The 14,770-nt window shown below is 50.5% G+C and carries 10 protein-coding genes; all 10 read left to right on the forward strand.

What is annotated here, in order from left to right:
- The first annotated feature begins 115 nt into the window (after positions 1 to 115).
- The 10 genes from HMPREF1023_RS00095 (at position 116) to HMPREF1023_RS00140 (ending at position 13,351) form a co-directional block, all read left to right on the forward strand.
- Positions 116 to 1,237 (forward strand): glycosyltransferase family 4 protein, encoded by a 1,122-nt coding sequence (locus HMPREF1023_RS00095; protein ID WP_009304079.1) that lies wholly within the window; start codon positions 116 to 118, stop codon positions 1,235 to 1,237.
- Between the two features lie 12 nt (positions 1,238 to 1,249).
- Positions 1,250 to 2,239, forward strand: coding sequence for an LCP family protein (locus tag HMPREF1023_RS00100; protein ID WP_009304080.1), 990 nt, complete (start codon positions 1,250 to 1,252; stop codon positions 2,237 to 2,239).
- A gap of 79 nt (positions 2,240 to 2,318) precedes the next feature.
- Complete coding sequence (locus HMPREF1023_RS00105; RefSeq protein ID WP_035576823.1) at positions 2,319 to 3,131, forward strand: ABC transporter permease; 813 nt, start codon at positions 2,319 to 2,321, stop codon at positions 3,129 to 3,131.
- Positions 3,121 to 3,912: an ABC transporter ATP-binding protein gene (locus HMPREF1023_RS00110; RefSeq protein WP_009304082.1), complete on the forward strand. Its 792-nt coding sequence runs from the start codon at positions 3,121 to 3,123 to the stop codon at positions 3,910 to 3,912. Before HMPREF1023_RS00105 ends, HMPREF1023_RS00110 begins: the two co-directional genes overlap by 11 nt.
- Before the next feature lie 9 nt (positions 3,913 to 3,921).
- Positions 3,922 to 4,650, forward strand: coding sequence for a 2-C-methyl-D-erythritol 4-phosphate cytidylyltransferase (locus tag HMPREF1023_RS00115; RefSeq protein WP_009304083.1), 729 nt, complete (start codon positions 3,922 to 3,924; stop codon positions 4,648 to 4,650).
- Positions 4,651 to 4,664: 14 nt separating this feature from the next.
- On the forward strand, positions 4,665 to 5,678 hold the full coding sequence (locus tag HMPREF1023_RS00120; RefSeq protein ID WP_226844586.1) for an alcohol dehydrogenase catalytic domain-containing protein: 1,014 nt from the start codon (positions 4,665 to 4,667) through the stop codon (positions 5,676 to 5,678).
- Positions 5,679 to 5,706: 28 nt separating this feature from the next.
- On the forward strand, positions 5,707 to 6,885 hold the full coding sequence (locus HMPREF1023_RS00125; RefSeq protein ID WP_181815947.1) for a CDP-glycerol glycerophosphotransferase family protein: 1,179 nt from the start codon (positions 5,707 to 5,709) through the stop codon (positions 6,883 to 6,885).
- 4 nt (positions 6,886 to 6,889) lie between these two features.
- The gene (locus HMPREF1023_RS00130) at positions 6,890 to 8,092 is read left to right on the forward strand and encodes a CDP-glycerol glycerophosphotransferase family protein (protein WP_009304086.1); all 1,203 of its coding nucleotides are present in this window, start codon (positions 6,890 to 6,892) and stop codon (positions 8,090 to 8,092) included.
- Entirely contained in the window at positions 8,092 to 10,785 is a 2,694-nt protein-coding gene (locus HMPREF1023_RS00135) for a glycosyltransferase (RefSeq protein WP_009304087.1), read from the forward strand. Before HMPREF1023_RS00130 ends, HMPREF1023_RS00135 begins: the two co-directional genes overlap by 1 nt.
- 85 nt (positions 10,786 to 10,870) lie before the next feature.
- Positions 10,871 to 13,351, forward strand: a complete 2,481-nt coding sequence (locus HMPREF1023_RS00140) for a CDP-glycerol glycerophosphotransferase family protein (RefSeq protein ID WP_009304088.1) — start codon at positions 10,871 to 10,873, stop codon at positions 13,349 to 13,351.
- Positions 13,352 to 14,770: the final 1,419 nt, after the last annotated feature.

Consider the following 14,770-nt stretch of genomic DNA (forward strand, 5'->3'; position numbering starts at 1 on the left):
TCTGAGATGCGCCGTCCCCGACGCTCTGTTTACGTGTCGACTCGCATTCGTTTCCGTACTGTTATAATAGGGGCGTTGAACGAGCGCATTTGCGCGATATCCGGCAAGGACAATCATGGAATGGTATCAGGCGGTAATCGTGTTTGCCGTGGCCTTTGCGGTCGCGTACTGCATGGTACCCGTTTCCAAGAAGATCGCATTTCGGATCGGTGCTATCGACTACCCGGGGTATCGTCGTATGAATCGCGAGCCTATCCCGCGTTGCGGAGGCATCGCGTTATATGTTGGGCTGATCGCGGCATGTTTCACGATGTTCCTCGGAGTGCGGTTCTTCGATTGGGATTTGCATGATCTGTATATTTTGAGCGACGTGAACTACATCGTATTGTTCGTCGGCGTGACGACAATGTTCACCGTGGGTCTGGTGGACGACATCACGCAGCTGTCGCCCGGCGTGAAGCTGGCGGGGCAGATCGTGGCCGCGACGGTCGTCACGCTTTCGGGCATCACCATCGGCGCGGTGCGCACGCTGGTCGTGGGCGACTATCTGTCGCTCGGTTGGATCGACTATCCTTTGACCGTGTTGTACCTCGTGGTGTTCGTGAACATCACCAACCTGATCGATGGGCTGGACGGGCTCGCTTCGGGTTTGGTGGCCATAGTCGCCGGCGGACTGCTGTACCTTGTCTTGATGCGGGGAAGCTTCACCCTCGTGCTCGTCTGCCTTGCGCTGATAGCCGTCTGCCTTGCGTTTCTGCGCTACAATTTCTTTCCCGCCTCGGTGTTCATGGGCGATTCCGGATCGCTGTTGCTCGGCTTGGTCGTAGGCATCGTGTCGGTGGTGGGCGTCGTTCGCACGCAGAGCTTCGTGGTCATGCTGGTGCCGCTTATCATCGCGGGAGTTCCCGTGCTCGATACCGTCTCGGCTATCGTCCGACGCAAGCGTCTGCATCAGCCGGTGAAAGACGCCGATTTGGGGCATATCCATCATCGTCTCATGCGCGCAGGGTTGAGCCAGAAGCGCTCGGTGGCGGTGCTGTGGCTTTGCTCGGCGGCACTCGTGCTCGTAGGTTGCCTGATGGGAAGCTTCTCGGGGCCGGTGCGCTGGATGGTATGCATTGTGCTGGCTGTGGTTTTGTTCTTCGTTATCTGGAAATTCGGTTTGTTCAAGCCTGTTTTGAAGCATCATTACGACAACAGGGGCAAGCGGGGCCCGCGCGTTCCGCGCCAACGATAAGCTGGTAGAGCGATGACTGAGATTTCCGAAGCGCATAAGAGACAGTCGAAGAGGACGGCCGCAGCGGCCGTCGCCGTCGTTGCGGTGCTGTCGCTTGCGTTCATTGGGCTGGTGTCGTTCTTGGACAACGCAGCCGAGCAGGTTCAGGCCGACAGCGTCTCCATCGAGGCTGTCTCGTCGCCCGAGCCGTTCTATACCTTGCTCATTGGCTCCGACTCTCGCAAGGGCACGGCGCTCTACACGGGTAAGAAGACCGACCATGCCCAGGTCGACCAGCACGCCGACGTCATGACGCTCGTGCGCGTTGATCCGGAAACCTACACCATCACGCTTGTCAGCATCCCTCGAGACACGGTGTTTCAGGGCGCATCGCTGAAGATCAACGACTCTCTGCTGGGCGGCGATCCCGAGGAGGTCGTGGCGAGCGTCGAGCGCCTGACGGGCGTGGCTATCGAGTACTACATGTTGACCACGTTCACATCGTTCGAGGCGCTGATCGACGCGCTTGGCGGCGTCACCGTCGACGTGCCGAAAAACATTACGGTTCCCGATCCCATGACGGCCGAGAACGTGTCCCTGAAAGCGGGCCGGTCGCAGAGTCTCGGCGGATCGGAGGCGCTCGTCCTCGCGCGTGCGCGCAAGGAGTACGGCGAGCATCAAGAGGCCCTTCGGCAGATGAACGTGCGCAACATCGAGACGGCCATGATCCAGAAAGTGCTTTCGCTCGACAGCGAGAAGAACGCGAACGCGGTGCTCGTCGACTTGGAGGAGTACACGGATACCAATTTGGACATGGCCTCGGTGGGGTACTTGCTTGTGGATTTCATTGCGAATCGTGAAGAGGTGACGATCTATTCGACCACGGGGCCTTATGCGGGCGGCGAGAACGCCGAGGGGTTATGGGTTGTGCAGGAAGATCCCGCTACCTGGGCCGAGCTGATGGCCGTCGTAGACGCAGGGGAGGATCCCGAGGGCATCGTGAAGCTGCCCTCCCACTCGTAGAAACGATGGCGAATCGTTTTAGATTTGTTGCTATGCTATTATGTCAATTTGTCTGTTTGGGATGTCGAATGGGAGCGTTGTGCTGAGTACTCTTGCGACGATATTGAAGGACAACTGGGAGTGGCGCAAGCAAATAGGCCGGTTGGCCATATTCGAATTGGTCAAGAAAAGCCGTGGCGCCGTTCTCGGTTGGGCATGGTTTTTCATCAAGCCTGCGATGTACATCTTTTGTTTCTGGTTCGCTTTGGAAATCGGGCTCCGTGCAGGAAACAGCGCGGAGGGGGTGCCTCCATATATTCTTTGGTTGTGCGCCGGCCTCGTTCCTTGGTTCTTCATACAGGACATGCTGGGTTCAGGCATTGATGTGCTGCATCGGTACCCCTACCTAGTCAACAAGATAAAGTTCCCCTTAAGCGGTATTTCCACCATATTCACAGGCGCTACCATGATCGTGCAGCTGATGCTCATGGTTGTGTTGTTCGCAATTTACTTTGCTTGCGGCATGCCGGTCGACGTGTATCTTTTGCAGGTTCCTATTTTGCTTCTGCTCATGTTCCTGTTCTGGGATGTCGTGTCCATCCTGTTCTCGCAGCTATCCGCAATGAGCAAGGATGTGAAGAATCTGATGGGTGCTATGTCGACGCCCTTTTTCTGGCTTTCTGGAGTGTTGTTCGATGTGAAGGGCATACATATCGGTTGGATTCAGGTGTTACTTAACTTCAACCCCATTACGTTTTTCGTTACTTCGTTTCGTGGTGCTTTTTATGATAAGACTTGGTTCTGGAACGATGCATCGGGCTGTATCGGTTTCGCTGTTGTGTTCGTAATCACCCTTTTTGCTGCGCTGTTCGTTTACAAGAAGTTCAACGAGGAGGTGTGCGATGTCCTCTAACGAAGAATCGTTGAAAGATGCCAAGTCCCTTCATAAAACCAGCGTGAGCGATGAGGTGGTCATCAAGTTCGACCACGTGACCAAGACGTATAACCTCTACAAAAACGACCGCGGACGCTTCCTCGGCATTTTCAACTACAACCGCAAGGGTTCGTTTTTGGGAAGCGTCGATGCAAGCAAAGATCTGTCGTTTGAGATCAAGAAGGGCGAGGCTGTGGCCTTTCTCGGTCGTAACGGGGCGGGGAAGAGTACGACACTCAAGATGGTGACGGGTGTAACTCATCCGACGAGCGGTGAGATCCGTGTCGAAGGGCGTGTTTCCGCTTTGCTCGAATTGACTGCGGGGTTCGATTCGCAGCTTACCGGACGCGAGAATATCAGCCTTCGAGGTCAGATTCTTGGTTTGAATCGCTCTGAAATAAAAGAGCTCGAACCGGATATTATTGATTTCGCCGAGCTTGGTCTGTATATCGATCAGCCGATGCGTACATACTCAAGCGGTATGAAAGCTCGTCTTGGCTTTGCATTCGCCGTGGCTATCGATCCTGAGATCCTCGTTGTGGACGAAGCTCTTTCGGTAGGGGATCGTGCGTTTCAAAAGAAATGCATCGATCGCATACGCGAGATCATGATGGACGAGAACGTGACTGTTCTGTTCGTGACGCATACGTCTTCAACTGCAAAAGAGTTTTGCAGCAGGGGTATTGTGCTTGACAAGGGCACGAAGGTGTTCGACGGTTCCATCGATGACGCGACGGCTTACTACGAGAAAAACTATTAGGGAGTGTCCATGGAACGTGCAAACGAGGTTTCTAACGCTTTCGCCGCCATTCTGGCCGGTGGTTCGGGTACGCGCATGGGCAATCCCGATAAGCCGAAGCAATTCCTCATGCTAGGTTCGAAGCCGATTCTCGTGCATACCGTTGAAAAATTCTGCGTGACGGGCGAGTTCGATGCGGTGCTCGTGTTGTGCCCCGAAACGTGGGTGCAGCAAACCAGGGATGTTATGGCCAGGTACAGTCCGAACTTCGCTTGCGAGGTGACGGTTATCGCAGGCGGCGCTACGCGCAACGATACGGTGACGAATGCAGTGAGCTACATAGAGAGCTCTTTTGCCGTCGATGACGAGACGGTGCTGGTGACGCACGATGCGGTGAGGCCGTTCGTGACGCATCGCATTATTCTTGACAATCTGAAAGCTGCACGGGCGCACGGTGCATGCGACACGGTCATCCCTGCGACCGACACCATCGTCGAGAGCCTTGATGCTGCGACGATCTCGTCTATTCCGAACAGGCGCGATTTTTATCAGGGGCAAACGCCTCAATCGTTTAACCTCTTGAAGCTCAAGAAGCTGATGGAAAGCCTGTCCGAAGAAGAGAAGGAGCTGCTCACCGATGCATGCAAAGTGTTTGTGTTGCGCGGTGAGAAGGTATCGCTCGTGTTTGGCGATCCCGCCAACATGAAGATCACATATCCGCAGGACATGAGGCTCGCTTCTGCTTTGGTAGGTGTGTAACAGTGCTCAACTGCGTGTACAGATTGATCGCCCCTCGCTCGTTCGAGCCGGTGCAGGTGGAGGTTCCCGACGACCTTGCGCAGGTGATTGTGCGTCCAACGTATTTGTCCATCTGCAATGCCGACATGCGCTATTACCAAGGGAAGCGTAGTGCGGAAGCGTTGGCGCAAAAGCTGCCGATGGCTCTCATCCACGAAGGGGTCGGATCCGTGGTGCATGACGCGACGGGTACGTTCGAACGAGGCTCGAGCGTCGTCATGCTTCCGAATAATCCGCATGAATCGAATCCCCATATCGCGGAGAACTACCTGCGCAGCAGCGAGTTCTGCGGTAGCGGTTACGATGGCTTCATGCAGGAATATATGATGTTATCTCCCAGTCGCCTGGTGTCATTGCCGCTCGGCATCAATCAGGAAGTGGCTGCTTTCACCGAATTAGTCAGCGTCGCCATGCACGCGGTGAGCCGATTCGACGCCATAGCGCACGAAGGACGCGATACCGTGGGAGTGTGGGGCGACGGAAACCTCGGGTTCATCGTAAGCTTGATATTGCGCATGATTCATCCACACATGCGCATTGTCGTGTTCGGGCGAAACGGGTACAAGCTCAACGATTTCACCTTTGTCGACAAAACCCATCTGACGTACGAAGTAGGGGAAGGCTTCGCTGTCGACCATGCGTTCGAATGCTGCGGTGGCGACGGCTCGGCTTCCGCAATCGATCAGATCATCGACGTTATCAAGCCCGAAGGGACGGTTTCCCTGCTCGGTGTCTCAGAGACCCCGATTCCCGTCAACACGCGTATGGTGCTTGAAAAAGGCCTGCGTCTGTTCGGAAGCAGCAGAAGCGGTCGACAGGACTTCCTCGACACTATCGCGATGTACGAGGTTCATCCCGAGATATTGGGCTATCTTTCGGCTCTTGTGGGGTCTGTCGTCAAAGTCGATTCGACGGCTTGCATTGCGAAAGCGTTCGAAGCGGATGCGCGCAAAAGCATGGGCAAAACCGTTATGAAGTGGGATGTGTGATCGTGACTTTTATATGTTGGTGCTCGGAATGAAAGATGCATTAGAATCGTTTGCGGTTGCCGTTTCCCGTTTCGTCTTGAACGTCCTCTATGCCGTATGTTGTTTGCTGCCTCGAAAAGACGAAGCAATGTTCGTGTCACGTCAGGCCAACGAACCGTCATATGATTTTCTAGCAATAGGTGGCGCTTTTGAAGATAGAGGGTATTCTGCGATATTCTTAACGTTAAAACTACGGAAAAGAAATTTTATTAAATATGCGTTTCATGCCATGCGCGAGATATACCACCTTGCGCGGTGCAGGATTTGTTTTGTCGATCGGTACGATCCGGTAATCAGCTTGCTTGATTTCAAATATGAGCGTTTTTCTTCTTCGAGAAGTTCGACGGATGGCGAGTATCATGAATTTCCTATTGAACCGGTAGTCGTTCAGCTCTGGCATGCGTTCGGCGCTTTTAAGCGTTTTGGATTTCAGTCGCATGACACTGTTGAAGGTCATACGCTGAAGGCAATGGATCGATATCGGATTCACCGCAATAATTCATGGGTTTTATGTTCAGGACAGGACTGCCGACAAGCGTTCTCTCAAGCATTCAACTGTCCAGTTGAGCGTGTAGTTACGTTGTTGAGGCCTGTGTATGATGAGTTGAGACGACTGCGTATTGATTTAGAAGAAAATTTTGAGGCTTCGAGCCATATCCCTTCGATTCTATTCGCTCCAACTTTGCGAAAAAACTCAGACTCGCGGCACCCTTTTCGCGATCTTGATCGGGAAGGCGAATGGGGGCGTCTTGCAAGCGTTGCTCGAGTTGAGTGGGCTTTCCATCCTCTTGAGGAGAAGGGCGTAGCCGCAGGGATGGCGAGCGATGCCTTGCTCGGCGCGTCGATCGTTGTTACGGATTACTCGTCTATCGTGTACGAGGCATATCTGCTTGGCAAGCCTACGGTGTTCTATGTACCCGACATCGCGGAATATCGTATCTCGCCGGGACTCAACATCGATCCGGTTGTCGCGTGTCCTCAAATCGCTTTTGTGGAGAAGGAAGATTTGTTGAAGTTCTTGACGGTGTGTGTCAAGGGTATTGAACCGTATCCTTGGGATGCGCTCGAGGCATTCGTCGGTTCCTCTATCGACGAATGCAAGGGCTGCGCTCTTGATGAGTTGATGGAAGCGGCTTTTGGATGGCTTGGTCGGGAAAGGCGTGAGTGATTGTATGGGTGATGCGAGAGCTCAGGCAAAAACTGTGCTAAGTAAAGCAAAGGAACTGGTAAAAGAGCTTGTAAAGAATATTACCCTGGGCTTCGTGTTCCCGCGGGTATTTGCTTTTGCTGCGAAGGATCCTGTTGACGCGCGCAAGGTGGTTTTCCTGGAATCGAAACAAGAAGAGATTCCTGATAGCTTTCGCGTTCTTTTTGATAGGATGGAGGTCGATCCTCGGTTTGATGTCCTCTATATTTCATTGGGGCGACATCGTGTTTCTTATCTACGGTATCTAGGGAATTGCGTTGAGGCTCTTAGACAGATTGCCACGGCGCGGTGCGTCTTTTTGAACGATGCATCCGACGTAGTTAGCTGCGTGTCAATGAGGCCTGAAACCAAGGTGGTACAATTGTGGCATGCATGCGGCGCGTTCAAGAAATGGGGCATGAGCACAGCTGATCTGGAATTCGGAGGTTCGCGCGATCAGATTTTGCAACATCCTTTCTACGGGAATCTTTCGCTGGTGACGGTGAGCAGCCCTGAAGTGGTTTGGGCGTATGCCGAAGCCATGGTGCTCGAAGATCGGTTGGATATCATACAGCCCTTGGGGGTGAGCAGAACGGATGTGTTCTTCGATGAAGGATTTCTTTCTGGTGCGCGGCAGCGCGTTCAAGCGGTCGTTCCTCAAGTTGGGGATAGGAAGGTCATGCTGTATGCTCCGACATTCAGAGGTAGGGTATCAAAAGCGATAGGTCCCGACCGGTTGGACGTAGAGGCTTTTCGCATGGCATTTGAGGGCGAATACGTGCTTTTGGTAAAACACCATCCTTTCGTGAAGGATCGTCCGGCTATTCCTTCGGAGAGCGCATCCTTCGCATTCGACATTTCAGACAAAGTAACGATAGAGGATGCGTTAATCGTAGCCGATGTATGCATATCCGACTATTCATCACTCGTGTTCGAGTATTCCCTTTTTGAACGTCCGATGGTGTTTTTCGCCTACGACAAAGAGGAATACGACGACTGGCGCGGGTTTTATTATGACTATGAGGATTTGACTCCGGGACCGGTGTTCAAGAGTAATCAGCCGATGATAGAGTATCTAAAGAACGTTGATACATTGTTCGACAAGAAGCGCGTGGTGGAGTTCCGCAAGCGCTTTATGAGCGCTTGTGATGGACGTGCAACCGATAGGATCATCGAGGAGGTGCTGTAATGCCGTATAACCATGATGAAAAAAGCGTTTTGATCAGCATTATAGTGCCCGTGTACAATAAGGAGCGGTCATTGCAGAATTGCATTGATTCGCTGGACGCACAAACCATTGATAAAAGTCTAATGGAGGTCATTCTAGTCAATGACGGATCGACGGATGAAAGTCTTTCGATTTGCGAGCGTGCTGCGCAAAGGCATTCCTATATACGCGTTTTGTCGCAAAAGAACCAAGGTGTTTCTGCTGCGCGCAACGCGGCTTTATCTCAGGCGTTGGGGAGGTACCTGATGTTCCTCGATGCTGACGACTTCGTGTCGAAAGCGACTCTGAAAAGCGTTTCTACATTTTTCACCCGCTTCGAAGACGAAGTGGACGTTGTTACGTACCCTCTTCGTTACCTCAATCCTCAGACGGGAAATAAAAAAGCTCATATGCGCGAGGGGTGGCTTGCAACCGAAGGCGTGTACTCTCTAGCAGAGAATCCCTTCATTGCGCAAACGACCATGAATATATGCGTAAAAAACAAAGGTCCAGAGAATATCCTATTTGATGTTTCACTAAAAATGGGCGAGGATCAACTCTATATAACTGAGAATTTAAAAGAGAAAGCGAAGATCGGGTTCTGCTTGAACGCTGAATATGTGTATGTGAAAGATGGAGGGAACTCGTCGCGGATCGGAAATAATCCGCTCTATGCTTACGATGACATGATTCGCCTGTATACCATGCTTTTGCGCATGCAGGAGCATTCTGGCATGAAGCGCTACGCTTATCAGACGATACTTTACAATATTGGATGGCGTCTGCGCAGCAACTTGCTGTTTCCAACGTTTAGCTTCGGTGAAGAACGAAAGCGGCAAGAAGAGCGCCTGTCTGAGATTATGCGATCTATCCCTGCGCAAGAGTATTGCGAATGTCCTTATCTAAGTGAATACCACAAAAGTTTTCTGCTCGATAGGTACGGGTTTGTTTTGAAGCCCGTTGCAGTAGAGTATGCTCATGCAGCGAAAATAGCTATTGCCGACGGTTATACCTGGGAAACAAAGCCGCCTACGATGTACGTGTCCTATTTTATGAAAGCGGGAGGACAATTCGAGTTGCGTGGGCGCCTTGCTTGTCCTTCTTTTTTATGGGAGAGGCAACCCAGACTGTTCGCATGCTCTGCATATGGCGAAAAAGAGATTCCTCTGGGTCCTTCCTCGTATGATTACAGCGAGGCAAAAGTAAAGACGGCGAAATGTTACAGCTTCACCTTCCTCCCTCCCTCTTCGTGGGGACAGCCGGGGTGCCGTATTCGCTTTCGCGTGGAGATTCCCTCAAGAAAAGTTCCGGATATCAAGATTGAGCTAGCTTTGAGACGGCATAATGCCCGGGCAACGAAAGACTTGCTCGCATTTTGCGACTGTAGCGTGACGGTCGAAGGGGACTCTTTGGCGATTAGGCGAAAGGACGTTGTCGGCAATGCCCTTTCACTCGTCGAAGGGTGCATGGATGATAGGGTGTTTTTCGCAAAACGAGCTGCACTAAGGCTCTTTTTGTTGAGGAATCGGTCAAAACGAATATGGTTGTACGTTGATCTTCCAACATCCTCCTCGGAGGGAAATGCGCTCGTTCAGATTCTTCACGATCTGGATAAGGACGATGGGGTGGATCGTTATTATGTGAGCAATTTCGGAGAACAGCTCATCGAAAAGTATCCGCTCTTGTCCGGGCGTGTCCTGAAATGCGAATCTCGGCAGCACGTGTATTGTTCATTTAAAGCTGAAGTCATCATGGCTTCTTACCTTGAGAATTTCACGTTCAGGCCTGTGAGCCAGAGCACGTTCAACGAGCTTGGAGATTTGCTTCAGCCCCAACGGTGTGTATATCTTCAGCACGGTATACTTCATGCGCATATGCCGTGGTATGTCTCATACGATCGCATTTTGTTCGATTACGTTGTTGTTTCTACGCAGTTCGAGATGAATAATCTAATCGAAAACTATTGTTTTCCGGCAAGTTCGCTCATTGCTTCCGGAATGCCACGATTTGATCTGCTCCAAAGAGGCTCGGCACAGCGTCGCAAGAAGATCGCATTCATCCCGTCGTGGCGAGCATATCTGGTAACGGGAAGGGCGTCGGAGCGCGTTGGTATTGAGGAGGCGTTCCGATCTTCTTCGTTTTATAAAGGTATCAAGGCGTTTTTCGAAAGGCTTTCTTCGGGAGGTTTGCTTGATCGGTACGAATTTGATTTAGACATAAAATTGCATCCAAATTTTGAATGCTACAGAGGGCTTTTTGAATTCGACGACCCTCGCTTACATCTCATAACCGGCGAGATTAATGAAAGGGAGTATTCTGTCGTAATATCTGATTTTTCTTCATATATATATGATTTTATTTATGCGGGGAGCGACGTGCTTTACTTTGTACCTGATTTTGTTGAGTTTAAAGCCGGTTTAAACCAGTATTCGGAACTTGATATCCCCTTCGGGGAGGGTTTCGGTCCTTTCTGCACTTCACCAGGAGATGCGGAGTTAGCTTTGGAAAGGATGCTTGCCTATCATGATGCAAAAGATGTGTATCGAGCTGACGTAAAGGATTTTTTCTTGCATGAAGATCGTGGGAATGCCGATAGGTTGTATGGCGCGGTGTCTTTGTTATGCGCAGGCAGGGATGCGTCAGACTGTCAAACCATGAAATCTAAGAATCTGTGATTCGTTTGTAGGGTATTTCAGACTGTCTCTCCCGGACGTTCTCTTGATCGATTTTCTTTTTTGATAGGGTGCTGAAAGGTTTACCATGGGTCATACTGCTTTCACGATTGTATGTGCGGTTTACAACGCCGAGGCGTATCTTGATGAGTTACTTGAGTCGATCTTCGAAAAGCAAAACTACCAGTCAAAAGATTTGTTTTTTATTGCCGTCGATGATGGCTCGATCGATAATTCATTGAGAATTATCGAGAAATGGATTAGTAAGTTTCCAGATCAGATTCGCTGTTTTGAGCAAGAAAACGCTGGTCAGAGTTCAGCAAGAAACACCGGTTTGAGGCATGTAGAAACAGAGTGGGTTACGTTTGTCGATAGCGATGATTTTTTAAGTGAGAACTATTTCGCTACTGTTGATAATGAGATAACTAATAATAGCGACATAAAGATTGTCTGTTGTAGGAATATTGCGTACCGTGAAGAAACCGGTGCATATAAAGACAGCCATTTTTTGAAATATCGTTTTGAAAAGGGTAGTAAACGATTCGAAATCGGCGATGAGAATGCGTATCCCCATCATTCCGCGAGTACTTCGTTCTTTAGAATGAGTGAGATCAATCGCCATAGCCTGTCGTTTCCAGAAGATCTTCGCATCAGCTTCGAAGATGCCTTCTTCATAGGAGAATACCTCCTTAATGCGAAGACTGGTAAAATGTCCTTTTTATCGGACGCGAAGTATTACGCACGGAGGCGAATCGCTCCTAATTCTGTGACGGGAAACTCGCTTCAAAAGCCGGAATTTTGGTTGTCTTGTCTTGAATACGGTGCCTTGCGTTTGTTGAAGCTGTATGCGCAAACGACGGGCTCCGTTCCCAACAATATCCAAAAGACGGTTCTTTATGATCTGGTCTGGCGTATTCGATATATGGTTGATTCCCATTCGTCCATAGAGTGCCTATCTGAAGTGGAGCAGGCGAGGGTCATCGACACCTTTAGTGAGATATTCGAGTATATCGATGCAGCTGTCATAGAGTCTTCTCCGGGTAGCATTTATTGGTATATGTATAAAGTTGGCCTACTGAATCGTTTTAAACATTGCGATCCTCGGAATACATACATGTATTTATGGAGCATTGATTTTGTGTCTCGGTCTTTTGTTTTTCGTACTTTTGGAACAATTCCGACGGTGAAATTGTCCGGGGATACTATTGGCTATGCCGTGAAGAAAGTAATCTCCCATTACATGTTGGGCGATTCTTTTGTTGACGAGTGTCTGGTTCGGGTGCCTTTCTCGTGTTCGGATGATCTGTTGGAAGCTTATGCTGGTAGCAGGAAGACAAAAATCATGCTGCACGGGAAAGACCTTTTCGGCCTTTCCGTTAAAGATATAGTTGCAATTTGGACTAAGAATTGGCATCGTTATGCGCAAAAGGGAGATGTTTGGTTGGTCTCCGACAGTGTGGGGATGGCGGATGACAACGGAGAGCATTTCTATCGATATCTTCGAGAATTCCATCCAAAGCAAAAAGCTTACTATGTCCTGGATAGGCAATCTCCAGATTGGACTCGTCTCAAGAAAGAAGGTTTCAAGCTCCTTCCGTATAAAACAAAGCGCTTTGAAAAGAAGCTGAAGCAGGCAAGCACTGTCGTTTCCAGTCAGCTAATGAAAGGTGTAATGGATTATTGGCGTGATTCGTATGGGTTTTCAAAACGTAGGGTTTTCTTGCAGCATGGGGTGGCAAAAGACGACCTGTCTGAGTATTTCAATGCTTGGATGTTGGATTTGATAGTTACTTCAACGCAAGCGGAATACGATTCCATTGTGCAGTCTGGTTCTCCTTATCGCTATATCGACGATCAAGTAATTTTAACTGGGATACCGCGTTTCGACAGGCTTCGCGAGATTGCGGTCGGATCTTCGGAGAAGAAGATGATTCTGGTCGCTCCGACATGGCGAAGGGGTATTGTGTCCGGATGCACTGAGCTTGGTGGCTCAAGAAAACTTTCAGATGGATTCTTCGTGTCTGATTATTATCAAAAATGGAGACATTTGATTTGTTCGGACGCATTGAGCAGAATGATCGTCGGGAGTGGCTATACCGTTGTGTTTAAGCCTCATCCAAATATGGGCGAGATGCTTGAAGAGGTCGAATGGGACGTTCCAGAGGGGATCCGTCTTGCGCAGAGCGGAGAAGGCTACCAAGACCTGATATCTCAAGCAGCTTTAGTTATTACTGATTATTCATCATTGTCTTTTGATGCCGCGTACATCGGAAGTCCTTCGGTTTATTATCAATTTGATAAGGAGAGTTTCTTTTCTGACCATACATATCAACCGGGGTATTTCAGTTACGAGGAAGATGGATTCGGACCTGTTGTTTCTACTGAGGAGGGTGTGCTCGAATGGGTGCGGATATTCATCGATAGGCAGGGTGTGATGGACGAAGAGTATCAGGCTAGGATCAATTCGGTCTTTTCGAATAGGGATGGAAAATGTTGTTCGAGAATATACGAAGCTATTCTTTCATCAGGGAGTCAGTATTTGGCTTGGAGGAACGGACGCTATGGGTAGATGCTTGCTGAGTGATTCGGCAGGTTTTTAAAATGGATCTGGTATTTCGAACTGAGGAGTAATGCAATGCTCTTCTTGCTGGAGCCTTGAAAAACAAACGCGCGATAAGGAGGCGCATGCTAACGCACAACTCTTAAAGGTGTCGAAACCAACGTTGTTAGACCCCTTTAAGTAGATTACTCGATCTTCTTTGAAGCGACAGAGCCGGTGCTTACGGAGAGGTGTCGGCCCGAAGGCTTCTTCTCCTCATCGCCGTGAGGACACGTCCGAGAAGTCGTTGAGGAGATGCTTTCTCGGACGTGTCCTCTTTCTGTTGTGGTAGCCTCCGAAATCGGGGATGTTCTTTTTGGGACAATTGGCGGCTTGCGCGAACGAACATCGTGACGCCTTGGCTTCTCGCCTAGGCATGTTTCTGCTTCGGCAGACAGAGCGGCTCTCTTTTGGCTTCTTTGATCCGATCTCGTGCGAAGTGGAGCCTCTTCGTCAAAAGCTTCGCCTGAAGGTGAGCGTCTTGGAAAGATGAACTCGACGTAAATTCCTTGGCAAGCGCTCTGTACTGTTCGGTTTTGGCTCGCCGCGCCGGCCACGTGATGTCCTTCTGAAGTCTTCTGGTGTTCTGCTATGGACGAGGTCAGCCGTCGTCTCTGCGCCGAGTGCGCTGGCCTTGGGTCTCGTGAATGATCCGGGGTGCCACGGAAGGCGTGCCTCCGAATGGGATTAATCGTCACGAACTCCGTAGTTATGGGAGTTCGTCCGACGTCGATCTTAGCATCTACGGCATATTGAGCGCGCATTGCAGGCGATGACGGAGGTTCGTATTTGGTAGATTTCGCACCCAGGTGACGGGCTTCTCCGTAACCTGGGTGCGTGCCGGGCAGCTAATTCTTGATACTGTAATGAGCAGTGAAAATTAAACTGCTAGTTCGCATATGACTATTGCAGCGCTTTTGCTACACCGTTCCACGCTCCACTGCTACAGCGCTCCATGGCAGACTGCCACACCCTAACAATCTAAATTGCCACGCGCCCCGAAAGGGGCGCTTCCTTTTCCGCCACAATTCCGATGGGCACAAAAGTGCCCATCGGACCATTGCGAGAAAGGAAGAAAAAATGGTCAAGTACAGAGAAATACTTCGGCAAAGGGCGATGGGGGTGAGTGTCAGGAACACAGCGTTCTCGTGCAGGTGCTCCACCGCAACGGTAAGGGCGGTGACCACCCGCGCGAAGGCGCACGGCCTCGAGTGGCCCTTGCCGGAGGAGATGAACGATGCGGCGATTCGAGCCGTCATCTATCCGGCAAAGGAGCGATCCGATATGTCGAAGGCGGAGATCGACCATCCCCGCATCGACAAGGAGATGAACCGTCCCGGCATGACCATGCTGACGCTTTGGAGGGAGTACTGCGAGGACGCCCTGGCA

This window comes from Eggerthella sp. 1_3_56FAA (assembly GCF_000185625.1).
In the GTDB taxonomy this organism is placed as follows: Bacteria; Actinomycetota; Coriobacteriia; order Coriobacteriales; family Eggerthellaceae; genus Eggerthella; species Eggerthella lenta.